This window comes from Synechococcus sp. M16.1, from assembly GCF_014279895.1.
Taxonomy (GTDB): Bacteria; Cyanobacteriota; Cyanobacteriia; order PCC-6307; family Cyanobiaceae; genus Parasynechococcus.
Genome location: NZ_CP047954.1, coordinates 1,006,233 through 1,026,980, shown reverse-complemented (window position 1 = coordinate 1,026,980; position 20,748 = coordinate 1,006,233). Strand labels below are relative to the sequence as shown.

28 protein-coding genes and 1 tRNA gene are annotated in these 20,748 nt (G+C 60.5%); 16 read left to right on the top strand and 13 right to left on the bottom strand.

Features of this window, described 5'->3' with window-relative positions:
- The first annotated feature begins 3 nt into the window (after positions 1-3).
- From SynM161_RS05835 to SynM161_RS05815, 5 genes are read left to right on the top strand one after another with little or no spacing between them, the layout of a single operon-like run.
- Complete coding sequence (locus tag SynM161_RS05835; protein WP_186542277.1) at positions 4-927, top strand: putative selenate ABC transporter substrate-binding protein; 924 nt, start codon at positions 4-6, stop codon at positions 925-927.
- Positions 924-1,628 carry an ATP-binding cassette domain-containing protein gene (locus SynM161_RS05830; protein WP_186542276.1) on the top strand — a complete coding sequence of 235 codons (705 nt, stop codon included), beginning with the start codon at positions 924-926 and terminating at the stop codon, positions 1,626-1,628. The genes SynM161_RS05835 and SynM161_RS05830 overlap by 4 nt, the downstream gene beginning before the upstream one ends.
- Entirely contained in the window at positions 1,607-3,139 is a 1,533-nt protein-coding gene (locus SynM161_RS05825) for a phosphonate ABC transporter (protein ID WP_186542275.1), read from the top strand. The genes SynM161_RS05830 and SynM161_RS05825 overlap by 22 nt, the downstream gene beginning before the upstream one ends.
- Complete coding sequence (locus tag SynM161_RS05820; protein WP_186542274.1) at positions 3,136-3,822, top strand: GDSL-type esterase/lipase family protein; 687 nt, start codon at positions 3,136-3,138, stop codon at positions 3,820-3,822. Before SynM161_RS05825 ends, SynM161_RS05820 begins: the two co-directional genes overlap by 4 nt.
- Positions 3,823-3,876: 54 nt before the next feature.
- Entirely contained in the window at positions 3,877-4,044 is a 168-nt protein-coding gene (locus SynM161_RS05815) for a hypothetical protein (protein WP_011364263.1), read from the top strand.
- A gap of 3 nt (positions 4,045-4,047) precedes the next feature.
- Here the strand turns inward: SynM161_RS05815 and SynM161_RS05810 are convergent, their stop codons facing one another.
- Positions 4,048-4,212, bottom strand: a complete 165-nt coding sequence (locus SynM161_RS05810) for a PCP reductase family protein (RefSeq protein ID WP_115082491.1) — start codon at positions 4,210-4,212, stop codon at positions 4,048-4,050.
- Between the two features lie 113 nt (positions 4,213-4,325).
- Here SynM161_RS05810 and SynM161_RS05805 point away from each other — a divergent pair, with 113 nt between their 5' ends.
- Both SynM161_RS05805 and SynM161_RS05800 read left to right on the top strand, forming a co-directional pair.
- Positions 4,326-4,646, top strand: coding sequence for a sigma factor (locus tag SynM161_RS05805; RefSeq protein WP_186542273.1), 321 nt, complete (start codon positions 4,326-4,328; stop codon positions 4,644-4,646).
- Between the two features lie 9 nt (positions 4,647-4,655).
- The gene (locus SynM161_RS05800) at positions 4,656-5,051 is read left to right on the top strand and encodes a sigma-70 family RNA polymerase sigma factor (RefSeq protein ID WP_186542272.1); all 396 of its coding nucleotides are present in this window, start codon (positions 4,656-4,658) and stop codon (positions 5,049-5,051) included.
- Here the strand turns inward: SynM161_RS05800 and SynM161_RS05795 are convergent, their stop codons facing one another.
- Positions 5,052-5,771 carry a TIGR00297 family protein gene (locus tag SynM161_RS05795; RefSeq protein WP_255441968.1) on the bottom strand — a complete coding sequence of 240 codons (720 nt, stop codon included), beginning with the start codon at positions 5,769-5,771 and terminating at the stop codon, positions 5,052-5,054.
- Between the two features lie 86 nt (positions 5,772-5,857).
- Between SynM161_RS05795 and SynM161_RS05790 the strand changes: the two genes are divergently transcribed.
- Positions 5,858-6,274 carry a hypothetical protein gene (locus SynM161_RS05790; protein WP_186542270.1) on the top strand — a complete coding sequence of 139 codons (417 nt, stop codon included), beginning with the start codon at positions 5,858-5,860 and terminating at the stop codon, positions 6,272-6,274.
- Here SynM161_RS05790 and SynM161_RS05785 read toward each other — a convergent pair.
- Positions 6,264-7,028 carry a 16S rRNA (uracil(1498)-N(3))-methyltransferase gene (locus tag SynM161_RS05785; RefSeq protein ID WP_255441966.1) on the bottom strand — a complete coding sequence of 255 codons (765 nt, stop codon included), beginning with the start codon at positions 7,026-7,028 and terminating at the stop codon, positions 6,264-6,266. The genes SynM161_RS05790 and SynM161_RS05785 overlap by 11 nt on opposite strands.
- A complete protein-coding gene (locus SynM161_RS05780) occupies positions 6,988-7,437 on the bottom strand; it encodes a DUF3531 family protein (protein ID WP_115082235.1) in 450 nt (149 codons plus the stop codon). The genes SynM161_RS05785 and SynM161_RS05780 overlap by 41 nt, the downstream gene beginning before the upstream one ends.
- Positions 7,438-7,478: 41 nt before the next feature.
- Here SynM161_RS05780 and SynM161_RS05775 point away from each other — a divergent pair, with 41 nt between their 5' ends.
- Together SynM161_RS05775 and hslO are read left to right on the top strand one after the other, a co-directional pair.
- Positions 7,479-8,117, top strand: coding sequence for an ABC transporter ATP-binding protein (locus SynM161_RS05775; RefSeq protein ID WP_186542269.1), 639 nt, complete (start codon positions 7,479-7,481; stop codon positions 8,115-8,117).
- Positions 8,118-8,131: 14 nt separating this feature from the next.
- The gene (hslO, locus tag SynM161_RS05770) at positions 8,132-9,049 is read left to right on the top strand and encodes an Hsp33 family molecular chaperone HslO (RefSeq protein ID WP_186542268.1); all 918 of its coding nucleotides are present in this window, start codon (positions 8,132-8,134) and stop codon (positions 9,047-9,049) included.
- A 3-nt stretch (positions 9,050-9,052) separates the two neighbouring features.
- Here hslO and SynM161_RS05765 read toward each other — a convergent pair whose 3' ends face one another.
- The 4 genes from SynM161_RS05765 to SynM161_RS05750 form a co-directional block, all read right to left on the bottom strand.
- Positions 9,053-9,748, bottom strand: a complete 696-nt coding sequence (locus SynM161_RS05765) for a CPP1-like family protein (protein ID WP_186542267.1) — start codon at positions 9,746-9,748, stop codon at positions 9,053-9,055.
- A 42-nt stretch (positions 9,749-9,790) separates the two neighbouring features.
- A complete protein-coding gene (locus tag SynM161_RS05760; protein WP_115162081.1) occupies positions 9,791-10,012 on the bottom strand; it encodes a hypothetical protein in 222 nt (73 codons plus the stop codon).
- A 69-nt stretch (positions 10,013-10,081) separates the two neighbouring features.
- Positions 10,082-11,728, bottom strand: a complete 1,647-nt coding sequence (locus tag SynM161_RS05755) for a peptide chain release factor 3 (protein ID WP_115008995.1) — start codon at positions 11,726-11,728, stop codon at positions 10,082-10,084.
- Between the two features lie 6 nt (positions 11,729-11,734).
- Complete coding sequence (locus SynM161_RS05750; RefSeq protein ID WP_370593130.1) at positions 11,735-12,385, bottom strand: trans-aconitate 2-methyltransferase; 651 nt, start codon at positions 12,383-12,385, stop codon at positions 11,735-11,737.
- A 148-nt stretch (positions 12,386-12,533) separates the two neighbouring features.
- On the opposite strand from SynM161_RS05750, the gene nrdJ reads away from it, so the two are divergent.
- Both nrdJ and SynM161_RS05740 read left to right on the top strand, forming a co-directional pair.
- On the top strand, positions 12,534-14,864 hold the full coding sequence (gene nrdJ / locus SynM161_RS05745) for a ribonucleoside-triphosphate reductase, adenosylcobalamin-dependent (RefSeq protein WP_186542265.1): 2,331 nt from the start codon (positions 12,534-12,536) through the stop codon (positions 14,862-14,864).
- Between the two features lie 58 nt (positions 14,865-14,922).
- A tRNA-Ser gene (locus SynM161_RS05740) sits at positions 14,923-15,009 on the top strand.
- A 429-nt stretch (positions 15,010-15,438) separates the two neighbouring features.
- Here the strand turns inward: SynM161_RS05740 and SynM161_RS05735 are convergent.
- A complete protein-coding gene (locus SynM161_RS05735) occupies positions 15,439-15,888 on the bottom strand; it encodes a hypothetical protein (protein WP_186542264.1) in 450 nt (149 codons plus the stop codon).
- A gap of 311 nt (positions 15,889-16,199) precedes the next feature.
- On the opposite strand from SynM161_RS05735, the gene SynM161_RS05730 reads away from it, so the two are divergent.
- Positions 16,200-16,436: a hypothetical protein gene (locus SynM161_RS05730; protein ID WP_006850194.1), complete on the top strand. Its 237-nt coding sequence runs from the start codon at positions 16,200-16,202 to the stop codon at positions 16,434-16,436.
- Between the two features lie 2 nt (positions 16,437-16,438).
- The gene (locus tag SynM161_RS05725) at positions 16,439-16,855 is read left to right on the top strand and encodes a hypothetical protein (RefSeq protein WP_370593129.1); all 417 of its coding nucleotides are present in this window, start codon (positions 16,439-16,441) and stop codon (positions 16,853-16,855) included.
- Here SynM161_RS05725 and SynM161_RS12215 read toward each other — a convergent pair.
- The 4 genes from SynM161_RS12215 to SynM161_RS05705 form a co-directional block, all read right to left on the bottom strand.
- Positions 16,839-17,132 carry a hypothetical protein gene (locus tag SynM161_RS12215; protein ID WP_370593128.1) on the bottom strand — a complete coding sequence of 98 codons (294 nt, stop codon included), beginning with the start codon at positions 17,130-17,132 and terminating at the stop codon, positions 16,839-16,841. The two genes, SynM161_RS05725 and SynM161_RS12215, sit on opposite strands and share 17 nt — an antisense overlap.
- A 170-nt stretch (positions 17,133-17,302) precedes the next feature.
- Positions 17,303-17,590, bottom strand: coding sequence for a hypothetical protein (locus SynM161_RS05715; protein ID WP_186542551.1), 288 nt, complete (start codon positions 17,588-17,590; stop codon positions 17,303-17,305).
- A gap of 72 nt (positions 17,591-17,662) precedes the next feature.
- Complete coding sequence (locus SynM161_RS05710; RefSeq protein WP_186542261.1) at positions 17,663-18,358, bottom strand: SDR family NAD(P)-dependent oxidoreductase; 696 nt, start codon at positions 18,356-18,358, stop codon at positions 17,663-17,665.
- Positions 18,358-18,900, bottom strand: coding sequence for a TIGR00730 family Rossman fold protein (locus tag SynM161_RS05705; protein ID WP_255441964.1), 543 nt, complete (start codon positions 18,898-18,900; stop codon positions 18,358-18,360). Before SynM161_RS05705 ends, SynM161_RS05710 begins: the two co-directional genes overlap by 1 nt.
- Before the next feature lie 92 nt (positions 18,901-18,992).
- Between SynM161_RS05705 and SynM161_RS05700 the strand changes: the two genes are divergently transcribed.
- Both SynM161_RS05700 and SynM161_RS05695 read left to right on the top strand, forming a co-directional pair.
- Entirely contained in the window at positions 18,993-19,799 is an 807-nt protein-coding gene (locus SynM161_RS05700; RefSeq protein WP_186542259.1) for an SdiA-regulated domain-containing protein, read from the top strand.
- Positions 19,786-20,739 carry an SDR family NAD(P)-dependent oxidoreductase gene (locus SynM161_RS05695; RefSeq protein WP_186542258.1) on the top strand — a complete coding sequence of 318 codons (954 nt, stop codon included), beginning with the start codon at positions 19,786-19,788 and terminating at the stop codon, positions 20,737-20,739. Before SynM161_RS05700 ends, SynM161_RS05695 begins: the two co-directional genes overlap by 14 nt.
- The last annotated feature ends 9 nt before the right edge of the window (positions 20,740-20,748 follow it).

Genomic DNA, 20,748 nt, shown 5'->3' with positions numbered 1-20,748 from the left:
TGAATGTCTGTACGAGAACGCAGGGCCGTGGTGGCCACCGGTTTGATTGCCGGACTCGCACTCACGGCCACTGTTTCCAGTTGCGGCGCACCCCAGAACGACGCCAAACAGGCCGTTCTGCAGATCAGTGCCATCCCCGACCAGAACCCCGAGAAACTCAATCGCCTCTACGGCACGCTCTCTGCGGAACTCAGCGAAAAGCTGGATGTTCCCGTGCGGTATGCGCCGGTGAGCAATTACGCGGCTGCGGTGAGTGCCTTCCGCACCGGCAGCCTTGATCTGGTGTGGTTCGGTGGACTCACCGGTGTGCAGGCCCGGCTGCAGACGCCTGGAGCCCGGGTGCTGGCGCAACGGGACATCGATGCAGAGTTCACCAGTGTGTTCATCGCCAATGGCGCCAGTGGTTTGCGCCCCTTCACCAGTGCCGACCAACTGGTTGAGCTGAAGGGACGCCGACTGGCCTTCGGTTCGGAGAGTTCCACCTCCGGCCGCCTGATGCCCCAGTTCTTTATGGGCGAAAACGGCGTGAAACCTGAGGATCTGGCGGGGGGCGGCCCTGGCTTCAGCGGAAGCCACGACGCCACCGTTGCTGTGGTGAAGAGCGGTGCCTACGAGGTGGGCGCCTTGAACGAGCAGGTCTGGCGCAGCAATGTGGCGGACGGCCGCGTGGATCCCGACAAGGTGTCGGTGATCTGGAGGACACCGCCCTACGTGGATTACCACTGGGTTGTACGACCCGGTCTGGATGATCGCTTTGGCGATGGTTTCACCGACAAGCTCCAGAGCGCGTTGCTGGACCTTTCGGCAGACACGGAAAACGGCGCCACGATTCTCGAGTTGTTCGGTGCCGAACGCTTCATCCCCGCCAAGGACGAGGACTACGTGATGATCGAAACGGTGGGTCGCCAACTCGGAAAGATCCGTTGACGGCGCTGCTGGAGCTGCACCAGGTCTGCCTGGGGCAACGGCTCCAACCGATCACCCTCACCCTTCGTGCGGACCAGCGTGTGGTTTTGCTCGGTGCCAGTGGCGCCGGCAAAACCACATTGTTGAAGCTCTGCAACGGGGCTTTAACCCCCGATGCAGGAACCGTGAACTGGTGTGGTCGCCCCCATCAGCAGCTCACCCGCCGGCAACGTCGCCAGATCGGCACGCTTTGGCAGGACCTGCGCCTGGTGGAGGAACTGAGTGTGATCCAGAACATCAACAGCGGTGCCCTGGGACGCCATGGGCTGCTCTGGGCGATTCGAAACCTGTTGGGTCCGCTGGACCCAAACACCTGCCTGGAGCTGATGCACCAGGTGAAACTGGAGGCGGATCTGCTTGAACAGCCCGTGCGTGAGCTCTCCGGAGGGCAGCGCCAACGGGTGGCTCTGGGCCGTCTGTTGCATCAGCGGCCTGAACTCGTGCTGGCGGACGAACCACTCTCCGCCCTTGATCCCAGCCTCGCCGAAGACGTTCTCAACACCCTGCTTCTCTTGCCGGGCTGTCTGATCAGCCTGCATCGGCCGGATCTGATTCATCGGTTTGATCGGGTTCTGGGGCTCCGTGGTGGTGCCCTGGTGATCGATGCGGCTCCAAACACCATTCACCGGGATCAGCTGGAATGGCTCTACGCATCGGCCTGAAGCCAGCCCTGCCGCTGATCCCATTGCTGCCGGGCCTCAGCCTGCTCGGCGTTCTTGGGGTGCTGTTGCGCGATGGTCACGGCGGCGGACTTTCACTTCTTCAACAGTTCGCGGCTGGGGCCGTAAAGCCCTCCATCGACCCCATCGTTTTGGGTAGCTTGCTTAATGGGCTCCAGATCACCCTGGTGATCGCCGTGATGTCCTGGGGCATCAGCAGTGTTCTCGGCGTGGGTCTCGGACTCCTGAGCTCAAGCACCTTCTGGGAAATCCAGGCGGGCGTGCGTTGGCCTGCCGTGATCTTGCGCCGTTGGCTGGCGCCCCTGCGCGCTGTGCATGAACTGATCTGGGGGCTGTTGCTGCTGCAGGTGTTCGGGCTGAATGGCTGGGTTGCGATCTGCGCCATCGCGATTCCCTACACGGTTCTAATGGCGCGGGTGATCGCCGATCAGGTGGATTGCCACGTTTCACCGGCCATTCCCGTCCTCAAGGGAGCCGGCGCCACACCATGGGCCGTGATGCTCACCGGGCTGGTCCCACCGCTGGCAGAGCCGATCAGCGACCACATCGGCCACCGCCTCGATTGCGCACTTCGTTCAGCCTTGATTCTGGGCGTTTTCGGCCTCGGAGGACTGGGGACAGACCTCAGCCTCAGCCTGCGATCACTCCAATTTCAGGAGCTGTGGAGTGGCCTGTGGTTGCTGGCCATCGCCATGGTGGTGCTCGACCGACTGCTGCGAACGCTGCGCAACTGGTCACGCATGCTGATTCTTCCCGTGGCCATGGCCGGCCCCTGGCTAGCCCTCGGCTGGGGAACACAGCTGGATCTGCAGCTGACCTGGCCAGTGGCTGAGTGGTCGATGGTTATGGGCAACCTCATCGACGGATCCCAGGGATTCAATGCTGCCCTTGAGATCTCCTGGCCCGGGGTGATTGGAGCCACGGTGTGGATCACCCTGATCGCCGTTTGTGTTGCCACCGGCCTTCCACCGCTGTTGCTGCTGGTTTGGCCCAGCCAGGCCAGCCTGCGTTTGCAGGGAGTGGTGTGGGGGGCGTTGCGACTGATCCCGGCCCCTCTCACCGCACTCCTGCTGCTGATGCTGGCCAAACCAAGCCTGGCCCTGGCGGGGCTGGCCCTGGGGCTGCACCACGGCGGTGTGATGGGTCGGGTGCTGATCGACGACATCCGCAGCACGGGAGTGCGTTCCGCCCAGACCATGAAGGCCTGCGGCGCCCCCAACCGGGTGAGCTGGCTTTACGGCCCCCTAGCGGATGTGAGTCGCGCTTACCTCACCTATGCGACCTACCGATTGGATGTGATCCTTCGCGACACCGCGATCATCGGCATGGTGGGGGGAGCTGGTCTGGGCTGGCAGCTGATGGAAGCCCTCAGCTCGTTTCATTGGTGGTTGGTGCTCTGGATCGTGCTGATCTCCGCAGTGCTCACACTCCTGGGTGAGAGCCTGGGGGAACGACTTCAGGGGAGCTGGAACAGCCGGGCCATGGCCTTATGAGCGGTGCGAACGACGCCCCCCGTCAGCTGATCGTGCTCGGGGACAGTGGCGTGCATGGTTGGGGTGACCGTGAAGCGGGTGGCTGGTGCCAGCGACTGCGCCTGCGCTGGATGAACCTGCCCAGCGCTCCAGTGGTGTACCCCCTGGGCATCCGCGGGGATGGCCTGGAACGCGTGGCCGCCCGCTGGCGCAGCGAATGGAGCTGCCGCGGCGAACTGCGTCGCCAAACGCCGGGCGGACTTCTGCTCAGTGTCGGGCTGAATGACACCGCCCGCGTTGGTCGGACCGACGGCAGACCCCAACTGGATGTGGAGGCCTTTTCGTTCGGCCTGGGACAACTTCTCAATGAGATGACCCAGGAGGTGCAGGTGTTTGTGCTGGGCCTCACTGCGGTGGATGAGCACGTGATGCCCTTTGCCGGCTGCCTCTGGTACGGGAACAGCCAGATCGCGGCCACGGAGGCCGTGATGGCCGAACAGTGCCGTGAGGCTGATGTGCCCTTCCTGTCCATGCATCAGGAGATGCAGGAGGAGCCCGACTGGTTGACCTGGATGGAACCCGATGGGATCCATCTCAATGCCGACGGCCACCGCTGGCTCGACCAGCGCTTAGGCCAATGGGCGCCTCTGCAGGAGTGGGCCGGACTCGCTGCGCTTAACACATCAACACCTATCAGCATGTAAACGAGACCCGCAGCGGCGACTAATGTGTGGCTCTCCTGACATTGGTGATCGGACTTGGGACCTGACCGCTCTGCACAACGCGCTGCCGGCCACCCCCCTGCCCAGCGCAAAACCACGCTCAAGTGGGACGAAAACGGTGAACTCACAGCCCTGGATATGGCACGCATCGTTGACCGCTTGACCCAGCCGGAACTGCAGCGCTGCGATCTCGACCCCTCCTGAGGATCAGCTCGGGGCCATGGCCTGCTTGGCGGATTTGTAGAAATCCAGGTCGATGTCGGAACGTCCGTCTGAATCCGCCATCGCCTCAACCCGTTTACGAACAGCAGGCCGTACGAAGAACGGAACATCTTTCTTGAGTGCTGCCAGTGCTTCTGGTTGCCAGTCCATCCATCCAAAACCGTTGCACCCATGATCCGGCACGAAAGTGCCGATCTGCGGCACCAAAGGGCCAACCGCTTCGGGGCTGAGGGTTGAACCGTTGGATCAGTTGCACTGATCCCTTGATTTCTCAACGTCACCTGCACCAGGAGTCCCGGCGTGGACTGCCGCCCTGCGTTGCACGACGCAATCAGCAGGCTCTCAAGCACCTGGGCCTGGCGCACTGCGCGGCCCGTCGCCAACAGCAGCGCGGCCCCGAAGAGTTCGACGACCTTCTGCAGGAGTCCAGGGTTGGATTGATCCGTGGCCTTGAACGGTTTGATCAACAACGAGGCCTCCGCCCCAGCAGCTATCTGCTCTCGCGAGCCACCGGCCAAATCCTCCACTACCGCCGCGATCGATCACGCACCATTCGGATTCCCTGGCGACTGCGTGATCTTTAGGCAGCCGGAATGAAGATCCAGCGGGAACGCGAACAGAACCGGCAACCGCTTCTCAGCGATCAGGATCTTGCTACCGAACTCTCGGTTCGACCAGAGCGCTGGGCTGCCGCCGTTCAGAGCCATGGAGCCAGCCAGGTCGTCGACCTGTCTGCCAGCCCTGGGGAGCCAGCAAGCTCGAGTGTGGAGGATGAACACCTGGACTGGCTGAAGAGCGTGCTGCACCAGGTGGATGGCCTGGCCGGAACGGTGCTGCAAGCCCACTTGATCGAAGGCCAGACCCTCAAGGATCTGGCTCAGGCCATGAATTGCAGCCGTTCATCCCTGCGCCTTCATCTCCATGAGGGCGTTCAACTGCTGCAGCAATTGGCCCAGCGCGATGGTCTGATGCCCATCCAAACCAGCTGATCAAAGCACCATCAGCAGCATCGCCAGAACTGCGGCCAAAAGGGTCTGGAGAGCATTGACCAACTCATTGCTCAACCACGCCACGCGATCCTGCACCAGAGCACCGAGCAGGCTTTCGCCGAGGGTCGCCACCAGGCCAACCAGCATCACCAGGACTGCCACAGGCCATGAAGGAACCAGCTGCAGGGCCAGCATCACCAGGGTCATGGCGATGCTGCCGGCGGCACTGGCCAGGGTTCCCTCAAGGCTGATGGCCCCTTCGGTTCCTGGTGGAACCACCCGAAGGCTGGTGATCAACACCGTGGTACGCCCGAATCGTTTGCCGATCTCACTGCCGAAGGTGTCGGCCAACTTGGCGGCAAAACTCGCCGCAAAACCAACCAACATCAGCTCACGGGGCTCGACACCGGCACCGATGAGCAGTGCCAGGAATGCTCCAACAGCCGCAGAACCCCAGACGTTTTCAGGGCCGCGCTGCCCACCGCGGGCTTCGGCAAGTCCTCGGCTCTGCTTGTTTTGAAAGCCGATCTTGGTGACCAGACTTCCCAGAGAGAGATAGGCGACCACGGCCAACCAGCCCGACCACCCCAAACACCCCCAGAGGATCGTGCCCAAGGCAGCTGCATGGACCCAACCACTGCGGGTGAGAACAGATGTCCGCTGCGCCAGGGCAATCAAAACCGTGTTCACCAGCAGGGCCTGAATCCAGAGTGCGGACATCACACCGTGTTGCAGTGCCCTAAGCATCTCCTGCCTGCGGCCATTGCAGAGGGAGAATCGGGTGCGTTCGTTCTCTGGTCGACCGGATGGTGTTCAACAGCAACAAGGGCTTTTTCCTCACCCTGGATGACGCCGCCGCTCCGGCCACCCTCGAGCTGCCTCAACAAGAGGCTCCAGCAACCGAAGATGCACCGGTCGAGTCAGCTGTCGTCGAAGCCTCAGAGCCTTCAGTTGTTGCCAAGCCTTCAGCCCCAGACGCTGTTGAAGAGACCGTTGCAGAAACCAGTGCTGCATCCAGCGCTCAGCCCGCAGCCTCACTCACCACAGCAGAAGCGATCGCCGCTGAACTGGCTGCAGCAGAGGCATCCCGCCCGGCGGTGACCTACTCCACCTTTGCCCCCAGCAACCTCATGCCTGGTGGCGGACTGCGCCAGCGCAGCCGCCGGCCTGGAGCAGCTCTGAAATCCTTCCGGGGGATCGCTCAGGATCTGTTCAAGAGCTGATCAGCCGATCACGCCAACGAACCAGTTCCACGGCACCAGCCACCGCGGCCGTCGAACTGCGCAGGATGGTTGATCCCATCTGGACGGGTTGAATCTGGGCTTGGGTGAACTGCTTCAGTTCCTCTTCGGTCCAGCCCCCTTCCGGGCCGACCATGAGCCATGTGAGCTGAACAGGATCGGCCTGATGACGCAACCATTGATCCAAGGCCGGTGGTGCCGTCTCGCGGGTCACCCCCACCAGACGCTGGCCACGCTCATCTCCCATCCATTGAGATAGGTCTTTGAGATCGAGCAGCTGTGGCGTCCACAACCGTTCGCACTGCTCCACCGCTTCACGAATGATCGTGGCCCAGCGCTCGGGTCGGTGGTCGGCCTGGGGAACACAGCGATCGCAGCGCAGGGGCTGAATCCGATCAATCCCGAGCTCACAGGCCATCCGGACGACCTCATCCATCCCACGCCGCATCAAGGCCACGGCCAGACCCAGCTGAGGTTGGGCCTGGGGCTCAATCAGTTGCGCTGGCCGATCGAGCTCGAGCAGCTTGGCTTCCATCAGGGTTGCGGTCGTGAGCCGGCCGCAACCATCGATCAGATCCACCTGCTCGCCACAGCGCAGACGCAACACTCTCCGCAGATAGTGCTGCTCTTCGGAGTTGAGCAGAACCGATCCACCCTGCTCCAGGCGATCCGACGACAGAAGCAAGCGCCGGCGTTCAGCCACCTGCAGGGAAAACACTGTCGGGATGGTCTTCAACCGGCCAATTCTCATTGACCCCACCAACGACCAGCTCTTCGATCTGGACCACGTCGGAGTCCAGTTGACGCAAGGCATTGATCAGAACATCGATGGCAACTCCATCCGACGTACCGAGATCAACCCAGCAACGTCCCCAGTCGTTCTGGTATTCGAGCTGCCCCATGTTGTGCATCAGGGCTGGCATCGCCGACTCAGCCCCATCGTTGTCGTAGGTCATCCAACTGAGATCGGAGCCCGCGTCATGCACCTGCAGGTTTTCTGCGTTGAAGCCGCCCAAACGCCCGATCACATACCAGCTGTCGAAGACACCATCGACGTAATTCCGTTCCCCCTGACTGGGGGGTTCCGAAAAACGGATCCACAACCAGCAATTGAAGGGATCGACTTCACGAAAACGAATGTCCATGGGGCCATCGCGACACCGTCATCATCGTTCAAGCTGAACGCATGCTCGAGCTCTCAGGAATCACCTATGCACCTGCGACTGCCGGTGCCCCCATCCTCGACGGCGTCGGTTTTCAGACGCAGAAAGGACGGCCGCTGCTGATTGCTGGCGCCAGTGGATCCGGAAAGACATCGCTACTGGAAATCATCAGTGGCCTGGCATCAGCCACATCCGGCAGCATCCGCTGGAACGGCAGCGCAGTGAAACGACGGCAGCTGCGCTGGCTTTGCGGCATCGTTTTCCAGTTTCCTGAGCGCCACTTCCTCGGGCTGAGCGTGGCTCAGGAACTGCGGCTGGGGCATCGGCGGCTCGGTCATGAGCGCGAACAGAGCGTGCTCGAACGGGTTGGCCTCGACACCATCGCCTCCACAACGGCGCCAGAACGGCTGAGCGGCGGGCAGCAACGGCGGCTTGCCCTCGCCGTGCAAATGCTCCGCGGCGCTGAAGTGCTCCTCCTGGATGAACCCACCGCAGGTTTGGATTGGTCGGTGCGACGGGACGTGCTTGATCTGCTCGCCGGCCTCGCCCGTGAGCAGGTGTTGATCGTGGTCACCCATGAACCCGAGCTGTTTCAGGACTGGGACTGCCAAAGACTGCGCTTGCAGGGCGGGCGGCTCGAACCGATGACTACATTGCCCTGAACTTCCGAGGGGATATGGCCGACCGGCTGGTGCGTGCAACAGCCGCTGAGGGCGGCATCCGATTGGTGGCGGTATCAACAACCAACATCGTGCGTGAGGCGAGGGAGCGCCATGGTCTGTCGTTCCTCACCAGCGTGATGCTCGGACGAGCCATGGCCGCTGGATTGATGCTGGCCAGTTCGATGAAGGTGCGGCACGGCCGGGTGAACCTGCGCCTCGGTTCCGACGGACCAATCAAGAACTTGATGGTGGATGCCGGCCGTAACGGAACCGTTCGTGGCTACGTGGGCGAGCCGGGCCTGGAACTTGACCCGATTCAGGATGAAGCAGGCCATTTCAGCTTCAACTTCAAGGAGGCCGCTGGCACCGGCTACCTCCACGTGATGCGTGATGACGGCAAGGGTGAGCCCTTCAACAGCACCGTTGAACTCGTCAGTGGAGGCATTGGTGAGGATGTGGCCTCCTATCTGCTCCACTCCGAACAGACTCCTTCAGCCGTGTTTGTGGGTGAGCAAGTGAACAGCGCCGGCATCCATGCCAGCGGTGGCCTCCTGGTTCAAATCCTTCCAAAAGCAGCGGAAGAACCGGCCCTGGTGGAGCTGATTGAACAGCGTTGCCGCGAGATCACTGGATTCAGTCAGCGGCTGGCGGCAAGTGGAGACCAGCTGGAGGATCTGCTTCGGGACGTCTTCCCCGACCTTGATCCCAAACCCCTCGACGATGCCGAGGCCAGTCAGGAACTTCGTTTTTTCTGTCCTTGCAGCCGTGAACGCAGTAAAGCGGCACTGCTCCTGCTGGGAAGGGACGAACTCACCGACATGCGTGACAAGGACGGTGGCGCGGAACTGACCTGCCACTTCTGCAACGACAGTTATGACGTGAGCGCTGCGGAGCTGCAGGAGCTGATTGACGGCCTACCGACGGCGGCCTGATGCTCAGGCCAGGAACAGGGCTGCAGCCCACAGCAGCAGAGCTGCAGGCAGAGCCTGGATCTGCAGAGGATTGAGAGCCAGCTGTTCAACAGCAGTGGGGGAGAGCGCCAGGTTCAGCAAAGAGCCTGCCGCCAAGCCCAGGATGAGCACCAGCAACGTCCAGCCCAGGGATGCAAGTGGGCGGCGACCACGGCGAACCTGACTGAGAAAAACGCCGATGGTTGCCAGGGCCAGCACCAACTGAATGCTCCCGGCCGAGATCAGCAACAGAGCAACGCCGACGATCCCTGCAATCAGGCGAACGGAACGCCCCTGCCCTTCCACCAGCGCCCAGTCGGGCTTGAGGCCGGAGAGGGTCGGGGAGGGATCGGGCAGCCTGTTGCGGAGATTCGCCAACACGTTGCCCATCGGTGCCTGAGCTGGCGAAGAAGGCATGGATCCCGCCATGGCCTCCCGCTCCGATGCCGTCGCTGCAGCAGCACTCACCTGACCCTGTTGCCGGTCCCGCAGGCGAGCCATCAGGACGGCGTCGTAGGCCGCTTCGATCTTTGCTCGAGCCTGATCATCACCGGAAACCTCGGCGAGACAGCGTGCTTTGGCCGCCTGAACCTGATCAAAGCCCGCATCACGGCTCAGGCCTAGACGGGCAAATGGATCATCTGCGTTTGCATCGGGACCTGATTCACCCAGGGCTGCCATTGCGTCGATCGGGTTCCTTTTGATGAGCGTATCGGGGCCTGTTCAGAAGAGGGGCGCACCGTGACGAAAACCCTCGCTGCGTTCCAGCCTGCTTCGGCAGCTGAGGGCATCCACCCGGTTCATCCAGGAGCGGCGCTTGATCAACGGCATCTGCGGAGGAAGGTGGTAGCCCTCCAGCATTTCCACCGATTCGTCATCCCCACGGAAACACACGTATTCGGTGCCGCCGTCAGCGTTGTTCCTCAGCAGCCAGAACGTACTCACGGAAGATGAAGGCGCGTCACGATTCTGGCGAGAGAGCCGTGGAGGTGTGGATGGGGTGATCGGCGCGGTTCAGAGACTGATCGGCTCCACTCCACTCACCACCGGGGCAACACTGCTGAGTTCAAGGTCGGGGTGGTCTTCCCGAAGCTGGTTGAGATTCCACTCGTTCTTGAACAACAGCACAGGCCTATTCCAGGCATCACGCACAGTCTTGCAATTGAAAATCCGGCCCACCTTTTCGAGTTCAGCCCAACCGCCGTTGATCCAACGGGCAACCTGGAAACCCATGGGCTCAAGGCGGGTTTCCACGCCGTATTCGTTCTCAAGCCGGTGCTGCACCACCTCAAGCTGGAGTTGTCCAACGGCCGCCAGAATTGGATCCCGCTTGCTCTCGTCGGTGTCATAAAGGATCTGCACAGCTCCCTCTTCCCGCAATTCGTTCACCCCTTTGCGGAAGTTCTTGAAGGCTGAAGGGTTGGGGTTGCGCAGCCAACTGAAAATCTCCGGGCTGAAACAGGGAATGCCTTCGTATTCCACTTTCGAACCCACATAAAGGGTGTCGCCAATGGAAAACATGCCGGGGTTGTTGAGACCGATCACATCACCCGGATAGGCGTCTTCCACCACGGCTCGGTCCTGACCGAACAGCTTTTGAGGGCGGGAGAGACGGATCGCTTTGCCCGTGCGGGCGTGCTTCACCGTCATGTCTTTTTCGAAGCGGCCGCTGCAGACACGGACGAAGGCCACCCTGTCGCGGTGCCTGGGGTCCATGTTGGCCTGAAGCTTGAACACGAAGCCGCTGAAGCCTTCACGCAACGGGTCCACCAGCCCTTCGCTGCTGGATCGGGCGATGGGCCGTTGCGCCATCTCCAGGAAGGCATCGAGGAAGGGACGGACCCCGAAGTTGGTCATGGCCGAGCCGAAGAACACCGGGGTGAGCTCACCGGCATGGACCATCTCGATGTCCAGCTCGGCGCCAGCCGCCTCCAGGAACTCCATTTCTTCAATGGCCAGATCCAGCAGGTCCTCTTCCACCAACTCGCGCAGGGCAGGGTCGTCCAGCGAGAGGCGTTGCTCACTGGCCTGCTTGCCGCGTTCAGCACGGCTAAACAGAACCACCTCCTTGCTGCGGCGATCGATCACACCTCGGAATTGCTCGCCACTGCCGATCGGCCAGTTCACCGCCCAGGGGGTGAGGCCTAGTTCCGACTCGATTTCATCGAGCAGGGTGAGCGGTTCCCGCCCCGGGCGGTCCATCTTGTTGATGAAGGTGAAGATCGGGATCTGACGCATACGGCAGACCTCGAACAGCTTCCGGGTCTGAGGCTCCAGGCCCTTGGCGGCATCCTCCAGCATCACGGCGTTGTCCGCCGCTGCCAGCGTTCGATAGGTGTCTTCGGAAAAATCCTGGTGACCTGGGGTGTCCAGGAGGTTGATCGTGGTGGCGTCGTAATCGAACTGCAGCACCGTGGAGGTGATTGAAATGCCCCGCTGCTTTTCAAGCTCCATCCAGTCGGAGGTCACCTTGCGCTGCTCACCCCGGGCTTTCACCGCACCGGCCTGCTGAATGGCGCCGCCGTAGAGCAGCAACTTCTCGGTGAGGGTTGTTTTTCCCGCGTCCGGGTGGGAAATGATCGCAAAGTTGCGACGGCGATCCACCGCCGAGGCCAAAACCTGGGCCAGATCACCATCAGTGGTCGCTTGACTGCCGCTCATCGGATTTCAGGACTTCACCAAGCCTGACACCACCAGATAACGGTCGTCCTCCGCCGACACCGTCAACTGGTTGAGATCAAGCCGGTGGAGCTCTGCGGTCACCTCCTGAGGTTCGAAGGCCGCCGCCAGCGAGGCCGCGAAATCGTGCTGCAACACCTCTGGCGCCGATGGCAGGTGTTTGAGCAGCAGCTGTTGAATCTCAGCGTCGGAAGCAGGACGCCGCAGATCCCGGTGCAAGGTGCGACAACCCGGTGCTGCCAAGTCTCTGGTGACCATCCAGAGCAGATCAGGCTGGTGCAGATGATGCAAAAGGCTGTTGCTGACGATCAGATCAGCCTGCCCAAGCAGAGCACCTCGAAGCACCTCCTGAAGGGTCTGACAAAGGAACGAGATCTCCAGCTGATGCTGCTGGGCCCGCTCCCGTGCAACAGCCAGCATCGATTCGGCACCGTCAATGCCGATGATCCGAGCCTTGGGGAAGAGGCCGGCCAACCGAAGCGTGATGTTTCCCGGGCCACAACCCAGGTCCACCACCAGTGGATCAGGCGGCAAAGGCAATGTGCGTGAGAGGAGACGCTGAATCGCTTCGATGGTGGCTTGATCGCCGGAACTGAAGTCAGCAGCGGCATAGGCCTGCACCTGCGTATCGCCGTTCATCAACTCAGGCTCCAGCCGCCGCTGCATCATTTGCTGCCGATTCCGAGCGCAGTTTGATCGGGACACTGTTGATGGTGGCAAAGAGACCTTGCTACCCCCATCTGTGGCGTTAGGGTTTCGATACTTGTCCTTCGCCCCAGCACCGCACGTGACCCTCACTCCAAATCGTGTGGAGACCTCTGCGGGAGCTGTCGCCGGGTTCGGCGACTTCCCCGCAACCGCTCCTGCTGCCAACCCGGTCTTCTATCGCACCTACAGCCGCAAAACCCCCAGCGGCCGTGAGAGCTGGAGTCAGGTGGGCGCGCGAAACCTGGAAGGCCTGCGTCAATTGGGCAACCTCAACGATGCGGAAGTTGCCCTGCTGGCTCGCATGCAGGCCGAGAAAAAAGCTCTTCCCTCCGGCCGCTGGCTCTGGATCGGTGGCACCCGCTGGATCGAGCAGCCCGAAAACTTCTCGGGTTCCTACAACTGCACATCCACCAACCTGGTGGATTGGCAAGCCTTTGGTCTGATGATGGACCTGGCGATGATGGGCTGTGGCACCGGCGCCATCATCGAGCCGCACCTGATCGACCGGCTTCCGGTGGTGCGCAACAGCTTTGAAGTTCTCAGCGTCAGCGAAATCGGCATCACTCCTGCCGCAGAGCGCCAGGACGACTGCACCCACAGCATTGATGGCAACAAGGTGACCATCAAGGTGGGTGACACCCGTCGCGGCTGGGTGGACAGCTACCAGCTGATGCTCGAGCTCAGCAGCGATGAACGGTTCAACGGAGGTCCGATTCAGATCGAGGTGGACCTCAGCGATGTGCGGCCTGTTGGGGAAACGCTGAAGGGTTTCGGCGGCATGGCCAACCCCGTCAAGCTGAAGGATCTCTACGGGCGCGTTGCTCGGCTGCTGAACAAGGCCCAGGGCCGTCGGCTCACCTCAGTCGAGTGCTGCCTTCTGATCGACGAAGCCGCCGTCACGATCGTGGCTGGAAACATCCGCCGCAGCGCCGGCATGCGCCAGTTCGCTTCGGACGACCAGGCGGCTGCGTCCTCCAAGGACAACCTCTGGCAGCAAGACGAGGAGGGCAACTGGAGGATCGACCCCGAGCGTGATGCATTGCGGATGGCCAACCACACCCGCGTTTATCACACCCGTCCCAGCAAGGACGTTGTGCACGCAGCGGTGACCAAGCAGTTTCACTCCGGCGAAGGCGCGATCCAGTTCGCTCCCGAAGCGATCGCTCGCTCCAATGCCGATCTGCTCACCACCCCTGAGCTGCGAACGGAATTCATTGAGATCTACTGCGACCAGGGTCGTGAGGAAGCGGGGCGTTGGCTGTCCGACAACCATGGCCCCATTGGCGCCGACGAGCTTGAGCACCGCCTCAGCCGTTACGGCTTGAATCCCTGCGGCGAGATCCTGGGCGCCGATTTCCACTGCAATCTGGCCGAGGTGCACCTCAACCAGATCGACCCCAGCGACGAGGAAGGACAGGCCGATGCCTTCCGTGCAGGTGCCCTCTCGGTTGCTTGCCTGCTCAACCATCGTTTTGAGGTGGAGCGGTACCGCCAGAGCCGTGAATGGGACCCAATCGTTGGCGTCAGCTTCACCGGTCTGTTCGACTTCTTCGTCCATGCCTTCGGCTCGGAATGGCTGAGCTGGTGGGAAGCCGGTCGCCCGGAAACCGAGGAGGGTCTTCGCTTCAAGGAGCAGGAAGCCGCTTACCTGAGCCGCTGGAAGGAGATCGTCAATCAAACGGTCTGGGACTACTGCGACCGCCATGGTCTGCGTCGCCCCAACCGCTGCACCACCGTTCAGCCTGCAGGCACCAAGAGCCTGCTCACCGGTGCCGCCCCCGGCTGGCATCCCCCCAAAGCCCAGCGCTTCATCCGCCGGATCACCTTCCGCAAGAACGACCCCGTGGCCATGGCCTGCATGGACTACGGCTACACCATCGTTCCCTCCCAGTCCGACAAGGATGAGGAAGGCCGTCTGCTGAATGACCCCTTCGATCCCCGCTGCACCGAATGGCTGGTGGAGATTCCCACCGAGGTGAGCTGGGCCAACCTGCCCGGTGCTGATGCTGTTGACATCAACGGCTTCAGTGCGATGGCACAATTCGATTTCTACATGCAAGTGCAGCGGCATTACACCGCCCACAACACCTCCGCCACCATCGAATTCCGCGAGCACGAAATCGAACCCTTGGCTGATGCTCTGCATCAAGCCATGGAGAAGGGCGAGGGCTACATCTCAGCAGCTCTTCTGGCCCGTTTCGATGCCAATGCCACCTTCCCCCGCCTGCCCTTTGAGCCAATCGATGCAGCCACCTACGAGGAGCTGCAATCGGCTGTGGTGAAGCGACGCGTCAGCAGTGATTTCTTCGAAGCACTGCAGCGTTACGACCAGGGTGAGCTGACGGAAGCAGGCCCGGCCGGATGTGATTCCGATAAGTGTCTGCTGCCTCTGGCCAAGCCGGAAAACTGAGCTGGGAGCACGTCCCGATACAGTTGTCGGGTGTCCCGCGGGGCACCTGACACCCTCTGGAGAGGTGGTCGAGTGGTTTATGGCTCTGGTCTTGAAAACCAGCGTGTCTTCACGGGCACCGTGGGTTCGAATCCCACCCTCTCCGTTTTGAACGACCTGAACCAATGATCTAGACGATCGTTGGTCTTGAAATGAATCAGGACATGTTGTGTGGCCGACGGTGATGCATCACCGGAGCGATTCGACCACGTCGATACATTGACGGACAAATCTGTTCGCGGGGCTACACAACCAGATTTCTTAAGAAACAAATGGATTTGACTCCTGCCGAAGCAGGAGTCAAACACCAGGGCGTCGGACATCGCTCTGTCCGGCTTCCAAGCCCGATTAGCGACTTGGCTGGATCACTATGAGCCGAATCGTCCGCATTTTTGAAGGGGTTGTGCTCGGATTTCTCGACATCCACAAATTGCAACCAAGACTCGAAGTGATTCCTGCCAGGACCGCCTCAATCGAACTCTTGATGTGAAGGCTGGTGCGTCTGTGGGTGAAGTGACTGGCGGGTCGAAATCGATCACCCCGGTTGGTCCGGGGCCTCGATGCTGCTGCCATCAAAGTCGAAGATATAGGCCGCTTCCTCAGAAACGAGTTCACGTATCTCCTGGCGGGGGATATAAAGCAATTCAGTTTCACCAGCCATGCAGGCCTCAGCATGGCGGCAGTAATAACAGGCATAACCAAAACAGGGCTTACGAACTCTGGGGTCTTGCTCGATCCCATGTTCATCCATCAGAGAGCGCACAAGGCGGCAACAAAAGCGTTGCTTCTGGATTTGCATTAACGCGAAATCACGAAGCACGTCTTGCATGCTCCGGTTCAACGAAGCGCAGTAGGCCTTCAACAGAGTGTGCTCCGATTCAGACATTCTGACGTTGACGACCTTGTCAGCCTGAACCGAAGTTGCACTCATCTGCTCCCAAGAATCCACACCAACATCATATCCATGGATATGCAGATTTTGCATAAAAAAACTTCGCCTGGGTGCTCAACAATCGACACCTGGAATCACCGGGATAAGGAAAGATGGCAGCCCAAATAGGGCTGAATTGACGACATAGAGGCACAACAATTGCAGCCAGACAGCTCAGGCCTGGTGCCTCAAAGGGGTGGCCCATGCATCAGCTATGCGAGCAGCACCCTGGCTGTCACGCCACAGGGCCGAGCAATGCCGACGAGCAGCCCCGAAGCAACTCCAAAGACACCCTTTAGGTACTCGTGAGTTGCTCCGCAGCGTCTTTTGAGCTACCCTAGGGATGCTCCGGCAGCAGACGGGTCATGATCAAAACCTCCACCCGAGAGACCCAGGTGAAGCTCACGGTCTCCGTTCCACCGAGCCTTCATGTGCTTCTTCGCGGCTGGGCCCTGTGCGAAGGACGTGAGCTGACCAGCGTTGTACTTCAGTGCGTGGAGCTGTCGGTGCGCCAACTCAAGAGCAATGGCTCCATTCCCAGCGCAGCCATCCGCGCCTATGAGGCTGCCTGTGATGAACGTTTGGCTGTGGGAGGGTTGTGATCGTGCAGCTTGATCAGATCGAACAAGCGCTTCAGGCTCCGGTGATGGACGCCGTGATTGCCCTGAGCGAAAGGGTGCAAACCCTCGAGAACAATCCTGAGGGGCGGATCTACACCGCCTATCGCGCTATTGATCAAACCCTCTCCTTGGGGTACTCCGAGAACATCGATGCGATCGGTGAACAGCTTCGCGAACGCGACTTCGTGCTGCTCGCGAGCCGTCGGGGTACACGCCGAGAGCAGAGGTTGCTGTTACTCACCCTCAAAGAAATCGGTATCGCCAGCAGCTACAGCGAAAACTGCTTCAACGCATCGCCAAACACGGTGAGCCATCTCAGGCACCTCGGCTGGCCCTTGGGAAATCTCAAGCAATACGCCAACGGCACCAAGACGCGCAAACGCTTCAACCCGGGACGCTGATCAACGATCGACAGCGTTGCACCATCGCCGCCACAACGGCAGGATCAGCAGCGGCTCGATCGCCTCGATCCATGTCCCGGTACAAGTCGGCAACCGCCCACGCTTTGGAGGCCGGTTCATTCAGATGGCGTGGGATGAGATGGAGATGAAGGTGCTGGGCTCCCTCACCAAAGGCAATTGCATACACGCGCTCACATCCGCTGATCTGTTTCACGAGATCACTGGCATCCCGAACAGCGCACCCCCAATCAGAAGCCTCGGCCACCGTGAAATCCACGGGGCCAGAACAGTGCCTTCGTGAATCCAAGAGAAGCCAACCTGGCAGAGGTGCTGGGTCCGGGTGATGCCGCAAAACCCAGAGTTCAGAGCGCTGAATCTCGTACCGCTCTTGCGCTGTGGGATCGAGATGCAGCTGGCAGATGGCGCAGTTTTCCACGGGGATGATCTTCAACGACGAACAGCACCACGGCCATTACCAATCAAGCCGAAGTCGATGATCAAACCGATCAACACCACCAACAGGCCACTGAACGACGACACGCCTCCGAACGAGGCCGCAGCCCAGCAATAGCCGAGGGTCGTGGTGGGGAGAAACAACAGACCCAGGATCGGAAGCACCGGATTGGGAACACTGGTGCCACTGAAGGGCTGCAGTACAAAACTGCTGTTGATCAACCACATCAACACCAAAACCAGGCGTGGAGCCAGCAGGCCAATCGCCGCCAGAAGACACATCGCAAGGCACGGACGCAGGGTCATCCATAGCGACGTCTTCTGAAGGCGAGGAGATCATCCCCACCGGAAGATTCAGGTTTCGAGCGAGCAATTCATCGCCAACTCGAACGGAACGGCGGCGTTGGGGATCGACAACAGGCTGCTCGAGAGAGACGCAAGATCATCGGGTTGGGTCATCGCGGCAGGTTCAACGGCCGTCACCGCACGAGCCATATCGGTGTTGACCCAACTGGGACAGATGGCGGTCACCCGAATCCCCTTGTCCCACCCTTCATTGCGCATGCTCTGGCAGAGCCCCATCAAGGCGAATTTGCTCACGGGATAACCCGCCATTCGACCTTTGACGCGTTTGCCACTCATCGACACCAACACCTGGATTCGTCCATGGCCACTGGTAACCAGATACGGCCAGGCCGCACGGGTCAGCCACCAGGGCCCCTTCACGTTGATCGCCCACAGTTCATCAAGCTGCTGCTCATCGCCATCTGCAAACAACAACGGGGTTCGATGCAAAATCCCCGCGCAGTGGATCACGGTGTCGATGGCACCCCAGTGACGAACGGTGCTGTCAACCCAGGCTTCAACACTGGCTGGGTCGTTGGCGTCGTAGGCGTGATGCAACACCGTACCGACGTCCAGGTCTGTTCCCCTTAGAGCCTGCGGATCCCGCAGACCAAGGCTGAGGCGGTGACCATCCTTGAGCAACCGTCTGGCAATGGAACGTCCGATGCCACGACTGGCTCCGGTAAGCAAAACCGTGCGTTGCATCAGGACGCGTTGAGGAGTCGATCGATCAGCAATTCTGGCGTTGTTGCATCCAGGAGGAGCTGGCGATTTCGCTGCGAAAGAAAGCCCGTCGAAACGCTTTGATCCAAAAAGCTCAGCAACCCATCGAAGTAGCCATCGATGTTGAGCATGCCGATCGGCTTGGCATGAAAACGAAGCTGAGCCCAGGTCAAGGCTTCGAACAACTCGTCGAGGGTTCCCAGCCCCCCGGGCATGGCAACGGCTGCATCGGCCAGATCGAGCATTCGCGCTTTGCGCTCATGCATCGATCCCACAACCTCGAGATGGGTCAAACCGGTGTGCACCACTTCATCCTGCGTTAACGCCTCGGGGATCACCCCGATCACCTCCCCTCCAGCCGCCAAAGCGGCATCAGCAACAGCGCCCATCAAACCAATGCGAGCGCCGCCGTAAACCAGGGCCATGTCCTGGGTAGCGATCAGTGCACCCAGCTCAGTGGCAGCAAGCTTGAACAGGCTCGAGTCGCCGCTCGAGGAGCCGCAATACACAGCGATTCGATTCATGGCGCCTGGCCGTGATCCATTCATCCTCACCTGGGATGGCTGGCAAAAACGAGCCAAGCCTCGAAAATCACCAGGAACGGGTCCCGATGAGGATGACCTCGATGCGCCTTGAGCTGCTGAGCCGTCACAGGATTCGAGACCCAGGCCTCGGCCTGAATGAGCCATCCGGACTGACGCTGAACTCGGATGGATCAGCGCTGTACACCGTCAGTGATGACACCAAGGTGATTTTTCGTTTGGATCTCAAAGGCAGGGTGTCGGTGAGCGACTCGTTCTTCATCGGCCTCGACGACTTGGAAGGCATTGCACTCCGTGGCGATGACAGCGAGCTACTCGTGGTGCAGGAGCGGAGCAATTCTGTGGTGGTGGTGGATCTGAACAGCCGGAGCGAACGGTCTCGGCGCCCGCTGTCAGCCATGACCAACTACGACACGATCGCGCACCACTTCCCAGACCCTCCGGACAACAACGGATTGGAGGGCATCACTGTGAACACCAGCAACAACCATGTGGTTGTAGTGAAAGAGCGCAAGCCCGGTTTGCTGATCGAACTGGATTCCACACTCACCACAATCCTCTCCACACGAGTGCTGCAAGCCAGCCAAGGGTTCATGCATCCCGAACTGAAGGCCGAGAAGCTTGATTTCTCGGGCCTGAGCTACGACAGCAGCAGCGACACCCTCTGGATCGTCAGCGACAAGGGGCGGTGCCTGTTCCAGTACGACTGGGCAGGCGACACTGTTCTCCAGCGCCTCGATCTCACCATCAGCACGGGAGACAAGCCAAAGCAAATCCGCAAACCTGAGGGTGTTGCCATCGATCCCGGGCGGAAAAGGATGTACGTGGTGAGCGATCGAGACGCTGATCTCTACGTGTTCAAACTCCATGACGACTGCTGAACAGCGCCGCGTTCTGATCACCGGTGCTAGCAGCGGCATTGGCCTTGAAGCGGCAAAAATCCTGCTGGCCCGTGGTGATGCACTCACCGTTGTTTGCCGCAATGCAGAACGGGCCGAGCGAATCCGCACGGCTCTGTCATGTTCCGTTGACATCTGCATTGCCGATCTGGCGGACCTTGCGTCTGTGGCCAAGGCGATCGAACAACTCCGCCATCACGAGATGCCGTTCGATGCACTGGTGCTCAATGCCGGGTTGCAATACGCCGGCCACAGCTCCCCCCGTTGGAGTGCACAGGGCATTGAACTCACCTTTGCGGTGAACCACCTGGCCCATCAACTTCTGGCTGAAGGATTGATAGAGCAAACCCAAGCCATCGTGATCACCGCATCTGAGGTGCACAATCCAGCCACCGGTGGAGGACGGGTTGGCCAGCCTGCAGGGCTGGGCTCGCTACAGGGACTGCGCCAGGGCCCCGGGGCGCCGATGGTGGATGGAGAAAGTCCGTTCAATGCAGACAAGGCCTACAAAGACAGCAAGCTCTGCAATCTGCTGATGGCCCTGCAGATCCACCAGCAGCGTCCGGACATACCAGTCGTGGCCTGGAGTCCGGGACTGGTGATTCCCCGCACGTCAGAGGGGTTTTTCAGAAACAGTCGCCAAGCCAATCCACTTGGGCAGGCCTTGTTTGGGTTGGTCGCTCGGGATCTCTTGCGATTGACGGAAAGCGTTGAGCGGGCAGGGGCACTGCTGGTGCAGCTCATCGATGAACAACTTGATCAACCGGGATTCAGCTACTGGAGCAATGATCTGTTGGGCCCTGGCCGGCATCAATTCAAACCAACGGAACCCTCCGAGGAAGCGAAGAACAGCGACACAGCGACGATGCTCTGGATGTTGTCGAACAATCTGATCAACTCTTTTTTGACGCCATCCCGCTGATCGCCAAAC